The organism is Oceanobacillus sp. NCCP-135 (genome assembly GCF_059698015.1).
The window spans coordinates 22,756-40,828 of record NZ_BAAKSZ010000023.1 but is presented as its reverse complement, the minus strand read 5'-3'; the positions used below and the strand labels follow the sequence as shown (position 1 = coordinate 40,828).

14 protein-coding genes are annotated in these 18,073 nt (G+C 38.4%); 10 read left to right on the top strand and 4 right to left on the bottom strand.

What is annotated here, in order from left to right; genetic code table 11:
- The first annotated feature begins 7 nt into the window (after positions 1-7).
- The 4 genes from AC6HVZ_RS15065 to brnQ all read left to right on the top strand — a co-directional run bounded on the left by AC6HVZ_RS15065 (position 8) and on the right by brnQ (position 6,732).
- Positions 8-382: an ArsR/SmtB family transcription factor gene (locus tag AC6HVZ_RS15065; RefSeq protein ID WP_497559002.1), complete on the top strand. Its 375-nt coding sequence runs from the start codon at positions 8-10 to the stop codon at positions 380-382.
- The gene (locus AC6HVZ_RS15060; protein ID WP_497559001.1) at positions 363-2,498 is read left to right on the top strand and encodes a heavy metal translocating P-type ATPase; all 2,136 of its coding nucleotides are present in this window, start codon (positions 363-365) and stop codon (positions 2,496-2,498) included. Before AC6HVZ_RS15065 ends, AC6HVZ_RS15060 begins: the two co-directional genes overlap by 20 nt.
- Positions 2,499-2,712: 214 nt before the next feature.
- Entirely contained in the window at positions 2,713-5,016 is a 2,304-nt protein-coding gene (gene helD / locus AC6HVZ_RS15055) for an RNA polymerase recycling motor HelD (RefSeq protein WP_497559000.1), read from the top strand.
- Between the two features lie 360 nt (positions 5,017-5,376).
- Entirely contained in the window at positions 5,377-6,732 is a 1,356-nt protein-coding gene (gene brnQ / locus AC6HVZ_RS15050) for a branched-chain amino acid transport system II carrier protein (RefSeq protein WP_497558999.1), read from the top strand.
- 51 nt (positions 6,733-6,783) lie between these two features.
- Here the strand turns inward: brnQ and pdxK are convergent, their stop codons facing one another.
- Positions 6,784-7,599: a pyridoxine/pyridoxal/pyridoxamine kinase gene (gene pdxK / locus AC6HVZ_RS15045; protein WP_497558998.1), complete on the bottom strand. Its 816-nt coding sequence runs from the start codon at positions 7,597-7,599 to the stop codon at positions 6,784-6,786.
- 627 nt (positions 7,600-8,226) lie between these two features.
- Between pdxK and AC6HVZ_RS15040 the strand changes: the two genes are divergently transcribed.
- The 6 genes from AC6HVZ_RS15040 (at position 8,227) to AC6HVZ_RS15015 (ending at position 15,086) form a co-directional block, all read left to right on the top strand.
- On the top strand, positions 8,227-9,579 hold the full coding sequence (locus tag AC6HVZ_RS15040; protein WP_497558997.1) for a cytochrome ubiquinol oxidase subunit I: 1,353 nt from the start codon (positions 8,227-8,229) through the stop codon (positions 9,577-9,579).
- Positions 9,576-10,589 carry a cytochrome d ubiquinol oxidase subunit II gene (locus tag AC6HVZ_RS15035; RefSeq protein WP_497558996.1) on the top strand — a complete coding sequence of 338 codons (1,014 nt, stop codon included), beginning with the start codon at positions 9,576-9,578 and terminating at the stop codon, positions 10,587-10,589. Before AC6HVZ_RS15040 ends, AC6HVZ_RS15035 begins: the two co-directional genes overlap by 4 nt.
- A gap of 93 nt (positions 10,590-10,682) precedes the next feature.
- Positions 10,683-12,416, top strand: a complete 1,734-nt coding sequence (cydD, locus tag AC6HVZ_RS15030; RefSeq protein ID WP_497558995.1) for a thiol reductant ABC exporter subunit CydD — start codon at positions 10,683-10,685, stop codon at positions 12,414-12,416.
- On the top strand, positions 12,413-14,128 hold the full coding sequence (gene cydC / locus AC6HVZ_RS15025) for a thiol reductant ABC exporter subunit CydC (protein ID WP_497558994.1): 1,716 nt from the start codon (positions 12,413-12,415) through the stop codon (positions 14,126-14,128). The genes cydD and cydC overlap by 4 nt, the downstream gene beginning before the upstream one ends.
- Before the next feature lie 199 nt (positions 14,129-14,327).
- On the top strand, positions 14,328-14,699 hold the full coding sequence (locus tag AC6HVZ_RS15020; RefSeq protein WP_497558993.1) for a DUF2089 domain-containing protein: 372 nt from the start codon (positions 14,328-14,330) through the stop codon (positions 14,697-14,699).
- Positions 14,700-14,711: 12 nt separating this feature from the next.
- Positions 14,712-15,086, top strand: a complete 375-nt coding sequence (locus AC6HVZ_RS15015) for an SHOCT-like domain-containing protein (RefSeq protein ID WP_497558992.1) — start codon at positions 14,712-14,714, stop codon at positions 15,084-15,086.
- A gap of 67 nt (positions 15,087-15,153) precedes the next feature.
- Here the strand turns inward: AC6HVZ_RS15015 and AC6HVZ_RS15010 are convergent, their stop codons facing one another.
- From AC6HVZ_RS15010 to AC6HVZ_RS15000, 3 genes are all read right to left on the bottom strand, one after another.
- Positions 15,154-15,714 carry a 5' nucleotidase, NT5C type gene (locus tag AC6HVZ_RS15010; RefSeq protein ID WP_497558991.1) on the bottom strand — a complete coding sequence of 187 codons (561 nt, stop codon included), beginning with the start codon at positions 15,712-15,714 and terminating at the stop codon, positions 15,154-15,156.
- A gap of 67 nt (positions 15,715-15,781) precedes the next feature.
- Positions 15,782-16,960: a bifunctional diaminohydroxyphosphoribosylaminopyrimidine deaminase/5-amino-6-(5-phosphoribosylamino)uracil reductase RibD gene (gene ribD, locus AC6HVZ_RS15005; protein WP_497558990.1), complete on the bottom strand. Its 1,179-nt coding sequence runs from the start codon at positions 16,958-16,960 to the stop codon at positions 15,782-15,784.
- On the bottom strand, positions 16,953-17,708 hold the full coding sequence (locus AC6HVZ_RS15000; protein ID WP_497558989.1) for a GTP cyclohydrolase II: 756 nt from the start codon (positions 17,706-17,708) through the stop codon (positions 16,953-16,955). The genes ribD and AC6HVZ_RS15000 overlap by 8 nt, the downstream gene beginning before the upstream one ends.
- Between the last annotated feature and the right edge of the window lie 365 nt (positions 17,709-18,073).

Sequence of the window (18,073 nt, the reverse complement as noted above, 5' to 3'; positions counted from 1 at the left end):
TGATCCTATGAGTGAATCGACAATTGAAAAATTACCTAGAGATACATGTGAGACATTCTGTTTTGACGAAGAAAAAGTAAATCGAATTCAGCCACAGATAGAACAAGTTAACGGAGTAGAATTAATTTTTAAAGCATTGTCAGATGCTACCCGGCTGAAGATAGCCTATGCACTTACATTGGAAGAAGAGCTTTGTGTTTGTGATGTTGGAAATATTATTGGAGCAACGACAGCAACTGCTTCCCATCATTTACGATACCTTAGAAATATGGGGTTGGCAAAATATCGTAAAGAAGGGAAATTGGTTTTTTATTCCCTGAAGGATGAACATGTAAATCAGCTGGTTTCAATTGCAATGATACATGCTAAAGAGGGTGTTTGAAGTGGCAGATAATACAAATAGTTATCGACTGCAGGGCTTGTCCTGTACAAACTGTGCAGCGAAATTTGAAAAGAATATTCGGGATATTGACACGGTTGAGGATGTTCAGCTTAATTTTGGTGCTGCAAAAATTACGGTTCAAGGGGAAGCCACGATTGAACAGCTTGAAGAAGCGGGAGCTTTTGACAGAATTAAAGTATTTCCGGAGCGTCAGCGTGTTACGGAGCAAAAGGAAGTATTTTGGAAGAAAACTGAAAATATTACTGCGCTAATTTCCTTTTTTCTGATCATAATAGGCTATGTATCCTATTTTCAATTACGTGAAGCACATCCATTAACGATTGGTACATTTTTAGCTGCTATATTCGTTGGTGGATTAAGCTTATTTAAGATTGGATTAATAAATTTAACGAAATTGCAATTTGATATGAAAACATTAATGACCATTGCTGTCATCGGGGCAGTAATTATTGGGGAATGGGCTGAAGGTGCTGTAGTTGTGTTTTTATTCGCAGTGAGTGAAGCACTGGAAAGTTATTCTATTGATAAAGCACGCAAATCTATTAAATCATTAATGGATATTGCTCCAAATAGAGCAATTATTAAACGAGGAAGCGAAACAATTGAAATTGATGTGGAAGATGTTGTTATTGGTGACTTAATGCTGATAAAGCCTGGACAAAAAATTGCAATGGATGGGGAGGTTATCAAAGGGCGGTCATCCATCAATCAAGCTGCAATTACAGGTGAATCGATTCCAGTTCAAAAAAACCATGGTGATGAAGTATTTGCAGGAACATTGAATGAGGAAGGTTCTTTGGAAGTACGTGTAACAAAATACGCAGAAGATACAACCATTGCAAAAATCATCCATTTAGTGGAAGAGGCACAGGCTGAGAAAGCACCTTCCCAGCAATTTGTTGATAAATTTGCAAAGTATTATACCCCGGCAATCATGCTGGTCGCATTGTTTGTTGCAATTATCCCGCCATTATTTTTCGGCGGAATCTGGTCGGAATGGGTGTATAGTGGTCTGGCTGTTCTTGTGGTCGGATGTCCTTGTGCTCTGGTGATCTCGACACCTGTAGCTATTGTTACAGCAATTGGGAACGCTGCACGTAATGGGGTGTTGATTAAAGGTGGGATTCATCTTGAAGAAACTGGCCGGCTGGAAGTTATTGCATTTGATAAAACAGGTACACTTACAGAGGGAAAACCGGAAGTTACAGATATCATTCCGTTTGCCGGGACGGGTGATGTGGAGATTTTGGGCATCTCTAGAGCTATCGAGGAGTTCTCGCAGCATCCACTTGCTTCAGCAATAATTAGGAAAGCCAAACAGGATTCTGTTGGAACATACACAGCGGATAATTTCCAATCCATCACTGGAAAAGGAGCAACGGCTGTTATAAATTCTACCGATTATTATATCGGAAGTCCGAACCTATTTGAAGAAATGTTTGAAATTCCGATTGATATAAAGGAAAAAATTACAACAATCCAAGTTCAAGGAAAAACAGTGATGCTGCTTGGTACAAAGCAAGAAGTGAAGGGCTTAATTTCCGTAGCGGATCAGATAAGAAAAGGAAGTCAGTCAATTATCCAGAAGCTTCACAAGCTCGGAATCAAAAAAACAGTGATGCTTACAGGTGATAATCAAACTGTGGGAAATGTGATTGGAAAAAAATTAGGACTAAGTGAAACGAAGGCTGAGCTTTTGCCACAGGATAAACTTACTTCTATTAAAGCGCTAAGAGAAAAGTCTGGAAAGGTTGCTATGGTAGGGGATGGTGTTAATGATGCTCCCGCATTAGCGGCTGCAACAACGGGTATTGCGATGGGCGGAGCTGGTACAGATGCCGCTATTGAAACGGCAGATATTGCACTAATGGCTGATGACCTTGAAAAGTTGCCATATACGATTGCTCTGAGCAGAAAAACACTTGCTATCATTAAACAAAATATTTTCTTTTCGCTTGCATTAAAAGTAGCAGCACTTCTATTGGTTATTCCTGGATGGCTGACACTATGGCTCGCAATATTTGCAGATATGGGAGCAACTATTATAGTTGTGCTTAATTCGTTAAGACTTATGAAGACAAAATATAGTGATTGATTAAAAAAGGATCCCCTTTTGCTATGAGCAAAAAAGGGGATCCTTTAAAATTATAATTAAGTTCGATTGGTTTACCATTGCTGAAGACGATAAAAAATGGTACACTAATAAAGTATTTGATTTATATTAACAATAAATATAAATAACCAATTATATTATATCAATTACGATTCGAGAAGTCAACAAAAAAACTAAAAAAATCGGAGTTGATTTAATGAGCGATGAATTAAATAGCCGTAATATGGAACAAGAGCGAGTCAATCATATCATTCATGAGATCAATAAAAAAGAAGAAAAGCTGTATGGAAAATTATCTGATTTAAAAGAAAGTGTTGTTGATCTGCGAAAGAATTTCTGGGAGGACGTTAAAGTAAACCTAGATGAGCCTGATGATGTCATTGAAACACAGGCAAGCCTGAAGCAACAGGCAGAGTTATTATCGGAAAGGGAAAGGTTTCATGGAAAAGTTGGGGAAGAACTAAAGACATTAAAGCGTTTGAAGGGTTCCCCTTATTTTGGCAGGATTGATTTTCGGGAGGATTCGGAAAAACAGGGAGATCAAATTTATATTGGAATTTCCTCCTTAATGGATAGCGATGAGGATGATTTTCTGGTCTATGATTGGCGTGCACCGATTTCCAGTCTTTATTATGATTATCCCCCAGGAAAAGCGGCGTATGAAACAATTGAAGGAACTATTACAGGAGAAATCACCCTGAAAAGGCAATTTATTATAAGACAAGGCATGATTAAAGGGATGTTTGACACAGGGGTGACAATAGTTGATCATCTCCTGCAGCAAGCACTTGGAAATAATGCCAGTACAACAATGAAGAGTATTGTAGCTACCATACAGCAGGAACAAAATACAATTATTCGAAATGAAAAAAGCGATCTTTTAATCGTACAGGGGACAGCGGGTAGTGGAAAGACATCTGCCGCCCTGCAGCGGATTGCCTACTTATTGTACCGCTATCGGGAAGAACTGAACGCTGATAATGTTCTTCTCTTTTCGCCAAATCCATTGTTTTCAAGCTACATCTCCAACGTACTTCCTGAACTGGGCGAGACAAATATCAGGCAAACAACATTTTTAGATTATCTGCAAGAAGGAATTGGGAATAAGCTTTCAATTGAATCCCCATTTGAACAAATGGAATATGTTTTAAGTAAATCAAATCGTGAAGAATTCAACATCCGTTTGAAAAGTATGGCGTATAAATCCAGTCTGCCATTTAAACTGCTTATCGATCAATTTGTCTCCCATTTGAGAGATGGAGATATTCAATTTAAAAATATCAGCTTTCGTAAGCAGGTTTTAATATCCAAGGAGCAGATTCATGATTATTTTTATTCCCTGGATGATGAGATAGCAATTCCAAATAAAATGGAGCTTGTTTCCAAATGGCTGCTTCAGGAATTACAATACCACCAGCGGCTGGAGAAGGATAAGGACTGGGTGATGGAGCAGGTGGAACTGCTGGATAAAGAAGCTTTCTTAAAAGCATATTATAAATCTCAGAACTCCGATGAAGAGAGCAATGTAGCGGAAGAAGAGGAAATTTTGCGCAGAGCGGTTGTGAAAAAGGTGTTTTCAAAAATGAAGCAGCTCGTAGAAGCGTTTGAGTTTGTAAATGTGTCAGCAACCTATCAGAAGCTTTTTATCGACTGGGAGCCTAAGGAAAGTCCTGAACACTGGAAGGATATCTGTCTTCTTACAGCTTCTGATTTGTCGAGGAAGTTTTTAACATGGGAAGATGCAGCACCCTATCTATATTTTCAAGGAAAGCTGCTCGGTGCCCATGGAGACCGCGCAGTCCGTCACTTGTTTATTGATGAAGCACAGGATTATTCGGCATTTCAATTTGCTTTAATTAAAGATTTGTTTCCATATACGAGAATGACTTTATTGGGTGATATTAATCAGGCGATTTATACAAATACGACAAAAGAGAATCCACTGCTTCCCAAAAACCAAAACTGGAAACATGAGAGAATTACACTCACGAAAAGCTATCGATCCACAAAACAAATCGTTGAGTTTACGAAAAGCTTTGCACCAGGGCAGGAGAAGATTGAGCCATTTGAGAGGGACGGTAATAAACCATTACTGGTAAAGGTGGAAAATAAAGAAAACGTGAAAGAAACCCTCATTGGCGAATTGAAAAAGCTTCAGGATAAAGGTTATGAGACAATCGCCCTTATTTGTAAAACATTAAAAGAAAGTAAAGAGGTATTACATTTGTTGAGAAATAAGGTGTCTGTGAAGCAAATAAATGAAGAAACGTATTCTTTTGAAAAGGGAATAGTAGTACTTCCAGTTTATTTGGCGAAAGGGATAGAGTTTGATGGTGTGATTATTCCTGATGCATCGAAAAACCGATATACCGCAGAATCAGACAGAACCCTTTTCTACACTGCCTGTACAAGAGCGATGCATGAATTGATTATGATCAGTAAGGGGGAGGTCTGTATGTTTATTGAAGAGGCTTCAACTGAAACCTATACAATAGAATAGGCTTCTATTTAACGTTTTGTGAGAAGAAAGTATAAAGCTTTCTTCTCTACATAACTAAAGTATACACCCAAAGGCTTGGTGATTACCAAGTTTTCTTAGCGATTAATGACTTCTGGCAAATGGAAGTATTGATCGCTTTTTTTGTCTCAGTTAAGTTAAATATGGAAATTCATCGTTTATATTTTAATCATCAATCTAGAAGTAAAAATTCATAGAACCTTTTACAAAAAAAATCGTAATATATTGCATTTTACAGAATAACGTAGTACTATGGTTTCACTGATATATTGCATATGGTCAATATAACTTAATAATTGATTGAAAATTATTTTAATTACACATCATGAAGGGAACGAGGAAATGAAGAAAAAGCTATCATTATCATCATATACTGCGATTGGATTCATGTTATTTGCATTATTTTTTGGAGCAGGAAATTTAATTTTCCCGGCCCAGCTGGGGCAGTATGCTGGATCTAATCTATGGTCTGCTGCAATCGGGTTTTTAATAACTGGGGTAGGGCTGCCATTGCTGGGAATATTGGCGATGGGCTTCTCGGGTAGCCGAAATTTACAGGAATTGGCCAGTAGAGTACATCCTGCTTATGGAATCTTTTTTACTGCATTGCTTTATTTGACGATAGGCCCATTTTTTGCAGCACCAAGAACAGGTACTGTGGCATTTGAGGTTGGGATAGCACCATTTGTGAGTGAAGGTTCTCATCAAACAGGCTTACTGATTTTTTCAATTTTGTTTTTCGCTGTAGCACTTTTATTTTCATTATACCCTGCAAAAATCGTGAATAATATCGGAAAAATTTTAGCGCCAGGATTAGTTGTTCTGCTTCTTGCTCTTCTCGTTATGGCTTTGGTCAATCCGATGGGGTCAATGGGAACACCAGAGGAAGGCTATACAAGTGGATCTTTTGTGACAGGATTCCTGGAAGGTTATAATACGATGGATGCATTAGCTTCACTTGTGTTTGCGATTATCGTAATTAATGTTATTCGCTCGATGGGTGTAACATCAAAAAAAGAAATACTTTCAGCAACTGCTAAATCCGGTGGTATTGCAATTGGGTTGCTTGGAGTTATTTATTTGGGGATTGCTTATATGGGTTCCACGAGTACTGGACAATTAGGTCTTCTTGAAACAGGTGGTCCTGTTCTAAGTGGTGCAGCATCCTATTACTTTGGCACGATTGGCTCAGTTTTGTTGGCAGTTGTAATAATTCTAGCTTGTTTAACGACTGCTATTGGACTGATTACAGCAAATGCAGAGTATTTCCATACATTGCTGCCGAAGCTTAGCTATAAAATATTGGTAGTATTCTTTTCAGGATTAACATTTGTTATCGCTAATTTCGGATTAGCAAATATAATTGCTTATTCCATCCCTGTACTGATGTTCCTTTATCCACTTGCAATTGTTTTGATGATATTGACATTCTTATCACCATTGTTTAATGATGCAAGGGTGGTTTATGTGTCAACAATTGGAGTAACCTTCCTGATCAGTACATTTGATGGTTTAAAAGCGTTAAGCGGATCACTTGGTGTTGAATTTAGCTGGATGAATCCGGTTATATCCTTCTATGAAGGTATGCTGCCATTATATAATCAAGGTCTTGGCTGGCTGATTCCGGCGTTAGTTGTTATTACGATTACAGGTGTTATCGTTCGTATACAACATAAAACAGCGACAGTTCAAGCATAAATAACAAAGTAAACCGGCTTCTTAAAGGGAGCCGGTTTACTTATTCTAAAATTAATTCTCATTTCCAAACTGATTATATGCCCCATGCCTTACTGGACCTACATATTCATTCAATCTCCAGCCATGTTTGATTGCTGCGGTTACAAAGTCTTTTGCAGCAACTACTGATTCTTTGACAGATTTCCCTTTGGCCAGATTTGCTGTTATTGCGGCTGCAAAGGTACAGCCTGCGCCATGATTGTAGGTTGTATCAAGTTTATCTTTCTCAAGCAAAGTAAATGCTTCGCCATCATAGAAAAGATCCAGTGCTTTTTCATGATCGAGAGCTTTTCCACCCTTGATAATGACATTTTTTGCACCTAGTTCATGAATTTTTACTGCCGCTTTTTTCATATCATCAACTGTTTTAAGTGGCCCGTTCCCAGCAAGCTGACCGGCTTCAAACAAGTTTGGAGTAGCAATGGTTGCTCGTGAAAGGAGAAATTCACGCATTGCATCGGTGTTTTCCGGCTGCAGTACTTCATCTTCCCCCTTACATACCATAACGGGATCAAGGACAAATTTTTCAAGCTTGTATTCGTCAATTTTTCTTGCTCCAAGCTCAATAATATCTACCGAACCTAGCATTCCGGTTTTCATAGCGTCAATGCCCAAAGATAGAATTGTATTCAATTGTTTTTCAACAATATCCACGTCAATTGGATATACACCATGACTCCATCCATGATCCGGATCCATTGTTACAATGGAAGTCAGTGCGTTCATACCATAAACACCGTGTTCCTGAAATGTTTTTAAATCTGCCTGGATTCCTGCGCCGCCACTTGAATCTGAACCGGCGAGTGTTAACGTTTTCTTCATTGTCATCTTATTTCCCCCAAACTTTAATTCGCAGTTTTCGCTGACTATTACTAGGATATAATATAATTTCTATGATTAAAAGCATTAAATCCTGGAAAAACATTTGCAATGATCAGTTAATCAAACGTTTGATTAATAGTGTTGAAGTACTGTTTCACGTTGCTTTACTGATGGAATGATTATTGTACAGCAAATTTGTCGATTCTTTAAAATAGCCATTTGGAATTTTCTTGTACATCTTCTGTGGTAGGGAATGTAAAATTTTTCTGAGAATTATAGTGAAGGTTATCAAGTATCAAGTAAATAGAAAACTTACACATTCTCTAAGGATAAGGAAAGGTCGAATACTAGTTTTTCAAAAAGAGTAATAGCTTTTCAAAAATAAGTGGCCTTTGGAAGGAAGGGATTATTTCATTCATTTTCAGGGAACTCTACATATAAACAAGCTGTTTTAGGATGTCACGAAAAGTTCCTTAGAATGTCATTCAATTGTCATTCCAAGCGCGTTCCCTACATAACAAAAAGGTTTATACTATGAACATAGTGAAAATAAGCAGAAAAACATTACTGAATAATATCTCTTGATCAATAGGTAACATAGTTATAACTGGAACAATTGGAGGAGGTTATACCATGATGGAAATGGACCCGGTCTTAATGAGTCGGTTGCTTACTGCGTTGACTCTCGGTTTTCATATCATATTTGCAACACTTGGTGTCGGGGTTCCTTTAATGATTTCGATTGCTGAGTTTATCGGGATTAAAAAGAAGGATCCACATTACCTGATGCTTGCCAGACGATGGGCGAGGGGGTTTGTTATAACGGTTGCGATTGGGGTTGTAACAGGTACGGCGATTGGCCTTCAGTTATCTTTGTTATGGCCTAATTTCATGCAAATAGCCGGGAATGTTATTAGCTTGCCGTTATTTATGGAAGTTTTTGCATTTTTCTTTGAAGCAATTTTCTTAGGAATTTATTTATATACATGGGATCGTTTTAAAAAACCGTATACACACTGGTTGCTGTCACTCCCAGTTATTGTAGGTGGAGGGCTTTCAGCTGTTTTTATTACGACAGTAAATGCGTTTATGAACACACCGGAAGGATTTACAACAGGAGATGGCGGGTTTGCAACAATCAATCCAATAGAAGCGATGCTCAATCCTGCAACTCCAACAAAGGTATTCCATGTGTTGGGCTCTGCATATCTAACAGTAGCGGCAATTCTTGCGACAATTGCGGCCTTTTCCTTATTAAAAAAGAAATCATCCGAATATCATAAAAAAGCTTTAAAACTGACAGTAACGCTAACATTTATATTTGCACTTCTAACCGCATTGGCAGGGGACTTTTCAGCAAAATTTCTCGCAGAACATCAGCCGGAAAAATTAGCTGCTGCTGAATGGCATTTTGAAACGGAAGAAGGGGCAGATTTAGTATTATTTGGTTGGCTTGATGATGATAATGTACCGATTGGAGCCATTCGTTTGCCTGGATTACTAAGCTTTTTGGCACATGGTGATTTTACTAGTGAAGTAACTGGTTTGGAGGAATTTCCGGAAGAGGAACGGCCACCATTATGGGTGCACTATATGTTTGATTTAATGGTAGTCATTGGGATGTTTCTTGCTTCAGTTTCACTGCTATATCTGATTGTTAGCAAAGTGAAAAAATGGAACGAGCATACGAAATGGATGCTTAGGCTTCTTGTAACAATCGGGCCTTTAGCCATGCTGGCAATTGAATTTGGCTGGATTTATGCGGAAGAAGGCAGACAGCCGTGGATTCTACGTGGGTTTATGACGGTAGAAGAGGCAGCAACCTCATCGCCACATGTTGGACTTATGTTTCTGTTGTTCTTCGCTTTATACACGGTATTAGGTGTATTATGTGTTGTTATATTACGACGAATGTTTCGTAATAGTCCTGTGGAAGAAGAACTTGAGAAAAAATATCCTGCGATTGAAAAGGGGGATAACAAATGAGCTATGAAATCATAGGGATTACAGCTTTATGGATCTTTCTTTACGGTTATTTGATAGTGGCTTCAGTCGACTTTGGCGCAGGATTCTTTGCCTATTATGCAAAAATCACCAAGAAAGACCACATTATTAATCAATTAATATCCAGGTATTTATCACCAGTCTGGGAAGTAACGAATGTGTTCTTTGTCTTTTTCTTCGTTGGGATTGTTGGTTTTTTCCCAGACTCTGCTTACTATTATGGGACGGCTTTGCTAGTTCCGGGAAGTATTGCGATTATCCTGCTGGCGATTAGGGGATCGTTTTATGCATTTGAAAACTATGGTTCAAAGCAAAGTAATGTCTATATGTTTTTATATGGAGCTACCGGATTGCTGATTCCTGCTTCATTATCAACTGCGTTAACCATGTCAGAAGGTGGGTTTATTGTTGAAATGGACGGTGTCGTATCACTCGAATATTTAAAGCTATTTACAAGCCCTTATTCCTGGAGTGTTGTGTTTCTGGCGATTGTTTCCGTGCTCTTCATCAGTGCAACCTTTTTAACGTATTATGCTGCCAGAGCACATGATACAGAAGCACTAAAGCTGGTTCGTAAATACGCACTGTTCTGGGCAACACCGACCATTGTTGCTGCGCTGACAACTTTTATCGCATTAGGTGAACATAACCGAAGACATTACAGTAATATGATGGATCTGTGGTGGGTTTTTGGTTTATCTGTTGCATTTTTTATGATTGCACTAGCTTTAATCTATGCAGGGAAATATTATGGTTTAGCGTTTATTAGTGTTATGCTGCAGTTTTTCTTTGCCTTTTTTGGTTATGGGGCAAGTCATCTGCCATTCATACTTGATCCATATATTACCATCTATGAAAACGCAACACATGAATCAACTGGTGTTGCTTTGATTATCGTGTTTATTGCTGGATTGTGTTTGTTAATCCCATCATTGATTCTATTAATGAAGCTATTTTTATTTGATGCAGAATATGTAAAAGGGAAAAAGTAGTCCGTCATTAGTGTGATCACATGCCGTGAACGCTTAAACCAGTCCAAACAGCAATCTTAAACGCAATTTTTACCTGAGGAGATATGTGCATATATGAGTAATTTAAAAAGTATGGTATCCACACAGAAAAGAAATATCTTATTTTTGTTCATTTTATCAGCACTCTCAGGTGCAGTAATTATCGGGCAGGCGTTTTTGCTTGTTGCCATTATTGATGGTGTTTTTTTGCGGGGGCAATCCTTTAGTGAACTTCTTCCATTATTGGGAGGGTTATTGCTTGTCCTTTTCGCAAGGGTTTTATTTACTTATTTAAGTGGGCGTACAGGTGTAAGGATGGGTGTCGAAGTTAAAAGGGATTTCCGAAAGGCTCTATTGAATAAATACGTAAGAAATCCTGTTCAAGCATCATTAAGAGGTCAATCAGGGCAAAGGGTGAGTGTCATGATGGATGCTGTTGATGAAATTGATAGCTATTTTAGTCAGTACATCCCTCAGCTGATTCAATCATCCATTATTCCGCTTTTAATTCTCATCGTGATCTTCACACAGCATGCAAACACAGGCTTTATTATGATAATTACCACACCATTTATTCCCATTTTTATGATCATTATTGGCATGCATACAAAGAAGAAATCAGAGGAACAAATGGATAAGCTGGCAGCATTTTCAGGCAGGTTTCTGGATACATTGCAAGGTCTTGTCACACTTAAACTATTCGGCAAGGCAAAACAGCAAAGGGAAAAAATTCAGGAAAGCAGTTTAAGTTTTAGAGATGCAACCATGGAAATTTTAAAGGTAGCATTTGCCTCTTCCTTTATGCTGGAGCTAATTTCGATGCTTAGTATTGGAATCATTGCACTCGAAGTAGCGCTGCAGCTTATTCTTTTTGATGGTATTTCATTTTTTGCCGCCTTCCTTGTCTTAGTCCTGGCACCTGAATTTTACACGTTATTGAAAGAGCTTGGCAGCGCATTTCATAATGGAAAAAGCAGTAAAGGTGCAGCGGAAAAGATTTCGGAGGAACTGGCTGAAACGGATCAAGCGGTTAAATGGGGTGATATGCACTTGGATAAAGCATTAGGACCACCAAGGATTGAATTGCATGGAGCAGGCTTCAGCTATGGAGAGGAGCAGTTTGCTTTAAAAAATATGCATGCGGAGTTTCCGCCATATGGACAAATTGCTATTGTTGGACGAAGTGGATCTGGAAAAACAACATTGCTGCATTTGATTGCAGGACTAATTGCTCCAAGCGCAGGCGGTGTTCAGTTAAACGGAAAACTATTAGCTGATTACAGAGAAGATGATTGGTTTAAGCAATTGAGTTATATTTCACAGTATCCCTATCTATTCTCTGGTACGATTGCGGAAAATATTGCGATTGGAGGGGGAATGGATCGAGCGCGTAAGGAGATCGAGCAAGCGGCTGAGGAGGCAGGAATTGCTGAGATGATTCAAACTCTAAAATATGGTTATGATACACGAATCGGTGAAGCGGGAAGAGGTCTTTCCGGTGGCGAAAAACAGCGGCTGGCTCTTGCAAGGGCATTTCTGAAAAAGCCAGCTGTCATCCTTTTTGATGAACCAACTACAGGGCTTGATCTTCATACAGAGCGTATTTTGCAGGCTTCCATGAAGCAATTATCCAAGCAAGCAACCGTGGTTACTGTTGCACATCGGCTTTATACCATTAAGAATGCAGACCTGATTCTTTTCCTGGAAAACGGCGAAATTATAGGAAAGGGAACCCATGAAGAGCTGATCAACATGGTGCCGGAATATCTTGAAATGGTTTCCGTTCAGCAGGGAGGGGTAGCTGAATGAGGGATTTAATGATTGTCACAAAATTAATGATGCTGGAAAAAAGGGATATCTTATATGCGATTATTGCGGGGGTTATCGCCGGTATAGCAGCTGTTGGCCTATTTGCTGCGAGTGGCTACTTGATTTCCAAAGCGGCTTTAGCACCTCCTCTATATGCATTAATTGTTTTAACATCAACGGTGAAGCTGCTGGGATTTACAAGAGCACTCACTCGATATGCAGAAAGGTATTTCTCACACCGTGCAACGTTCACGATTTTAAGCAATTTACGTGTTTCCTTTTTTGAGAAATTGGAACCATTGGCTCCCGGAATTTTTCAAAAATACAGAAGTGGTGATCTCCTTTCACGAATCGTAGGCGATGTGGAAAGTCTGCAGAATTTCTTTTTGCGGGTTTTCTATCCACCAATCGTTTTGGTTATCGTATTTCTAAGCACGATATTATTTACCCTTTCCTTTTCGGTGCAAACCGCAATCATTTTGCTTGTGGGGCTTGTTTTGACAACCTTTGTTGTGCCTGCATTATTTGCTGTGAGGCACCGGAAAATCAACAGCCAGGTAAGGGAGAAGCGTGGGGAGCTTTCAACAGAGGTTACCGAATTTCTTCATGGCTTTCGTGATTTGAAAATATACCAGAAGCTTGATGAAAAAGAACAAGATTTAGCCGAAGCATCTGATCGGTATATTAACGAACAGGAATCAGAAGGTATTAACAAGCTATTTAGTCAATCTGTCAATTCATTTGTAGCTCTTTTTGTAACATGGATTGTTTTACTGATGGGTGCTTACTTTGTTGCAGACGGGCAATTGGAGGGCATTTTCCTGGCGATGCTTGTGATGATTTCCATAACTGTTTTTGAAGATGCATCGGCAATGGCTGTTTTTCCGATTCATTGGAATGACAGTAAACGAGCAGCGACACGACTTTTTTCAGTTGTTCGTGAAGAAGAGACAAAGGATGAGGAAAGGGAGTATCTGGAGCTACCTGATGCTAAGCCTCTATCGATTGAAATGAACGATGTGACTTTTACTTTTCCCGGTGACTGGAGAACAACATTCAAAGACATCAAGCTGAAATTGCCTGCTGGTTCAAAAACAGCAATCGTCGGACCAAGTGGATCAGGAAAATCAACCTTACTGCAGCTTATTTTGAAAATATACGCTGCAGACGAAGGCGAGATCCGATTAGATGGCATTCCTGTTAATGACGTTAATCAAGCTAGTATTTGGAAAGCGGCTAATGTTGTTTTACAGGAAAACCACTTCTTCTATGGAACAATTCATGATAATCTGCTTCTTGCCGGAGAAGAATTGACGGATGCGGAAATGGAAGCTGTGTTAACCAGCGTGAAACTCGAACATTTTTCCCTAACAGATCCCGTTTATGAAAAGGGAGAAAATCTTTCCGGTGGGGAAAAGCAACGACTTGCCATAGCCCGGGCGATGCTAAAGAGTAGTAAGCTTTGGATTCTAGATGAGCCTACTTCCTCTATAGATGCTTTAACCGAGCATTCCATTTACGACCATCTTTTTGAGCAGGCTAAGGCTGATACGTTAATACTTGTAAGTCATCGCTTAACAGACCTTAAGAGAATGGATCAGATCATTGTGATGGATCAAGGTAGCATTGTTGAATCAGGTAGCTTCGATGAACTAATGCAGCAGAAGGGTTATTTTTATGAAATGAAGGAAATAGAAAAGAGTTTGTTGTAGATTCCGCATCTCAAGAATATCATAAAAATGGCAAGGAGCTTTGGAAATCACAAAGCTTCTTTCTTTTACGTTGAATTAAACTAATTTGTAAATATAGCTATTATAATTAAGATAATTAACTATTATATTAATTATATTAATTTATATATTGATTTTATTAATTTATTGTTATATACTGAAAATTAGAAAGGAGATGCCAATGTCTTATTCTATTTTAAATACATGTCCAGTTTGTGATCATTCATTGCACGTAACGAAATTACACTGTTCTAATTGTCGTACAACAATTGAAAATACATTTGAATTATCAAAGATAGCCGCTTTATCCTCTGAACAAATGAATTTTATAGAAACGTTTATTGTCTCCAGAGGAAACATTAAAGAGGTCGAGAAGGAATTAGGAATTTCCTATCCGACTGTTCGAGGAAAGTTAAATGAAATTATAGAAGTACTCAGACCTGAGAAGAAGACTGAGAAAGTAATGGAATACAGTAGATCACAGGTTATCACAATGCTTGAGAATAATGAAATTACAGCGAAAGAAGCGGTAAAATTATTAAAAAATAATTAGGGGGAATGGGAAATGAATGAAGAAATTGCAAAGGTCATTGCGATGGTTAAGGAGGGGAAGATAGATTCAGATGAAGCTGCAGAAATAATCGGTGCTTTAAAACAATCCACAGCCAATCCAGTTTCAGAGGATTACCTGAACAAAACCCTGAAAGTAAGGGTGAAATCTGAAAATAGGGATGATGTGAATGTTAATGTCCCAATTAGGTTCATTAATGCCATTATGAAAATAGGGCAGGGGATTTCTGCGAAAATTCCTGGAGCAGAAAAATATACAGGAGATATAGACATGGGATTGTTAATGAATGCTATTGAAAATGAACTTGATGGAAAAATTGTTGATGTACAGTCAGAAAATGGAGATATTGTTGCTGTTTTTATTGAGTAATAGTTGCATAAATAAAAAAGGAAGCATCTACTCAAATGATGCTTCCTGGTAGTTTGAAAGTTTGGGGTTAATTAATAATGTCTTTAAATTCAGTCCAATTCACTATTCGATCCATTTCCAAATCCTGATTATAGGATTGATCCTTAATGATTAATTTTATCGTTTCATCTGTAAGTGTATTTAGCACGGCAGGTTTATCATCAACATAATAATCTAATTTTAGTTCTTGAATGGTATGGATTTTTTCATCATCCTGCATCCCATAGAAAAAACGATTATCCTGGACAGGGAAACCTTGTTCTTTCATCCACTTTTTCGTTCTTTCTCCATGCACCTTTGGTCTTGCCGTAATATAGAAAACTTCATGTCCTTGCTGATGCAGCTCGAGTAAGGCTTCTACTGCACTTGGGAAAGGAGGGCAGTTAGTGAAATAAATTTCTTCCAATGAACTTTTCCACATATCCTTACCCTGTTCATCAGTGAGACCAAAGGGTTCGTGTATTTCTACTTTTTTTAAAGCGTGAAAAACGCCCGATGTTAGCTCCTGGTTTAATTTCCTTTTATATATATTGAAAGCATGCTCCCTTAAGTTGATCAATGTATCATCAATATCAAAGCCAAATTTCATATGCATATCCCTCGATTGGTAATATTATGTGGTGTGGTCACCTGCCGTGTAATTCGGCGTTTATTATTTAGCGTTCCGACGGCGGTTTTAATTGTTTTAGCAGCTGTTGGGACATTTTTATTGGTATCTTCTTTTTCTTTAACAGGTGATGATGTTTTCCATAGACTGGATACCCGCTAAATTTAAAATCCCTCCCAACTCTGACAATGTCTGTGTCCGTGAGTTCAACAGCATCCTTCATCAGGTCAATTCCTGTTCCTTCTAGAAAGGTTGGTGCATTTACGCCACCGATTAGCTTTGGTGCAACATAAAGGATGACTTTATCAATCAATTTATTTTCTAGAAAGGAAGCATTAATATTTCCGCCACCCTCTATTAATACGGAAGAGATACCTTTTTCTCCTAATAGCTTAACAACTTCATTCGGATCAGCAGATTTCGAAGAGCTTGTTTCAAAGATTTTTACACCTAAACTCTCTAATGTTTCTCTTTTTGCAATATCATAGTTCTGACTTGTAAATATCCAGGTTTCGGCCTGCTTATCTGTAACAAGCTGATAATCCAATGGTATTTTCAACGTAGAATCCAAAACAACACGGATCGGATTGCGTCCGTTTGGTATTCTAGTCGTCAATGCTGGGTCATCTTTGAGCGCTGTGTTAATCCCAATAAGAATCGCCATATTTTCGTTTCTTAGCTGATGAACGTCAAGCCTTGCTTCCTCCGATGTAATCCATTTGCTGTTAAAGGAGTGTGTCGCCACCTTGCCATCCAGTGTTATCCCTGATTTTAATGTAACAAAGGGTTTCTTTTGTGCAATGAACTTATTAAATACTTCGTTCATTTTATGTGATTCTTCTTCTAAGATTCCAGTTATCACTTCAATCCCGGCATCCTGCAGTATTTTGATACCATTTCCTGACACGATTGGGTTTGGATCAAGTGCAGCAATAATTACTTTTTTAATTCCTGCCTTCACAATTGCTTCAGCACAAGGTCCTGTCCTGCCATGATGAGAGCATGGCTCAAGTGTTACATAAATCGTGCCACCCTTGGCCATTTCGCCAGCCATTCGAATTGCATGAATCTCTGCATGCGGTTCTCCTGCCTTGAGATGAGTACCTACACCAACAATTCTGTTCTCATTAACAATTACAGATCCAACAAGTGGATTAGGATCTGTTTGTCCTTTCATTGCCTTAGCATTACTTAACGCCAGGTTCATATAGAATTCATGGTTAGTCATTTGGACATGTCCCTTTCACTTCATAATGACCGGATTTATCAATTTTAGTTTGTAAGTATTTCTTGTTGTACTTGGAGATATCACCCCATAATGGTGTTCTGCCTGAAACGGGTAGGCCAGCATTCTCTAAAGCTTCCAGTTTTTTAGGATTGTTGGTTATTAACGTTACAGGTTTGGAGCGTAATTTTTTAAGCACCTGTATTGCATCATCATAGTTTCTGGAATCATTGACAAAACCAAGATTCTCATTTGCCTCAACCGTATCATAGCCATTTTCCTGAAGAAGATATGCCATTGCTTTTGAGAATAAGCCAATGCCTCTGCCTTCTTGATTTGCTAAATAAAATAATGCTCCGATTCCATGTTCTTTTATTTTCTTCATTGATTCTTTCAGTTGAAAACCACAGTCACATCGTTTGCTTCCAAAAATATCACCAGTATGGCAAGTAGAATGCAATCTGATCAGGGCATTGTCTGCGTTTTCGAAGTCCCCGTACACTAGGACACTGGATTGCTGAAGTTCTGCCAGATTGGATGAAGCCAAGTTGTCGATAATCTTTTCATAATCCTCTGTTACTTCGTCATAATTAAGCCAGCAATACCATTCAAAAACAACGGTTTCCCCATATAAGTTAACGGGTAGCTGGATCGGTCCAACTAAATAAATTGCACCTTCTTTTGAATGTATTAATTGTATTTTATCTTTTAAAATCGAAATAACCTTCGATTCGAGTTTCAATTGTCCCATACTGCGTTCTCCTTTCATTACACCTTAGTATAATTAAAAAATCATATATCATCAATTTATCTTTCTCGGGATACAGTTTTCACTGATAATGGTTTTTGTTAGTGTATGATTCTTGTTACTATCTTGCTTGGGATGACGGGGGGATGTGTAAGAAGTAAGAAACAAATAAAAGGGGGAAGTAAAAAGATAAGGTTTGGCTCTTATTTTTTATAATTTCAAGATTTGTGTGTGCAAGGCACGGTCAAAGGATTTGACTCAAAGCAAAGAATTGTCTGAGGCTGAAATAGTAAGGGAATCCATACGGGAATACGCTGCCAGAAACTCAAAGAAAAAAACCCTTTACTTGAAATGGCCGAGGAAGCTGA

What these genes read in the sequence shown, in the direction of transcription:
- AC6HVZ_RS15065 (WP_497559002.1), top strand. Translation starts at nt 8, where the DNA reads ATGAGTGAATCGACAATTGAAAAATTACCTAGAGATACATGTGAGACA.
- AC6HVZ_RS15060 (WP_497559001.1), top strand. Translation starts at nt 363, where the DNA reads ATGCTAAAGAGGGTGTTTGAAGTGGCAGATAATACAAATAGTTATCGA.
- helD (WP_497559000.1), top strand. Translation starts at nt 2,713, where the DNA reads ATGAGCGATGAATTAAATAGCCGTAATATGGAACAAGAGCGAGTCAAT.
- brnQ (WP_497558999.1), top strand. Translation starts at nt 5,377, where the DNA reads ATGAAGAAAAAGCTATCATTATCATCATATACTGCGATTGGATTCATG.
- pdxK (WP_497558998.1), bottom strand. Translation starts at nt 7,599, where the DNA reads ATGACAATGAAGAAAACGTTAACACTCGCCGGTTCAGATTCAAGTGGC.
- AC6HVZ_RS15040 (WP_497558997.1), top strand. Translation starts at nt 8,227, where the DNA reads ATGATGGAAATGGACCCGGTCTTAATGAGTCGGTTGCTTACTGCGTTG.
- AC6HVZ_RS15035 (WP_497558996.1), top strand. Translation starts at nt 9,576, where the DNA reads ATGAGCTATGAAATCATAGGGATTACAGCTTTATGGATCTTTCTTTAC.
- cydD (WP_497558995.1), top strand. Translation starts at nt 10,683, where the DNA reads ATGAGTAATTTAAAAAGTATGGTATCCACACAGAAAAGAAATATCTTA.
- cydC (WP_497558994.1), top strand. Translation starts at nt 12,413, where the DNA reads ATGAGGGATTTAATGATTGTCACAAAATTAATGATGCTGGAAAAAAGG.
- AC6HVZ_RS15020 (WP_497558993.1), top strand. Translation starts at nt 14,328, where the DNA reads ATGTCTTATTCTATTTTAAATACATGTCCAGTTTGTGATCATTCATTG.
- AC6HVZ_RS15015 (WP_497558992.1), top strand. Translation starts at nt 14,712, where the DNA reads ATGAATGAAGAAATTGCAAAGGTCATTGCGATGGTTAAGGAGGGGAAG.
- AC6HVZ_RS15010 (WP_497558991.1), bottom strand. Translation starts at nt 15,714, where the DNA reads ATGAAATTTGGCTTTGATATTGATGATACATTGATCAACTTAAGGGAG.
- ribD (WP_497558990.1), bottom strand. Translation starts at nt 16,960, where the DNA reads ATGACTAACCATGAATTCTATATGAACCTGGCGTTAAGTAATGCTAAG.
- AC6HVZ_RS15000 (WP_497558989.1), bottom strand. Translation starts at nt 17,708, where the DNA reads ATGGGACAATTGAAACTCGAATCGAAGGTTATTTCGATTTTAAAAGAT.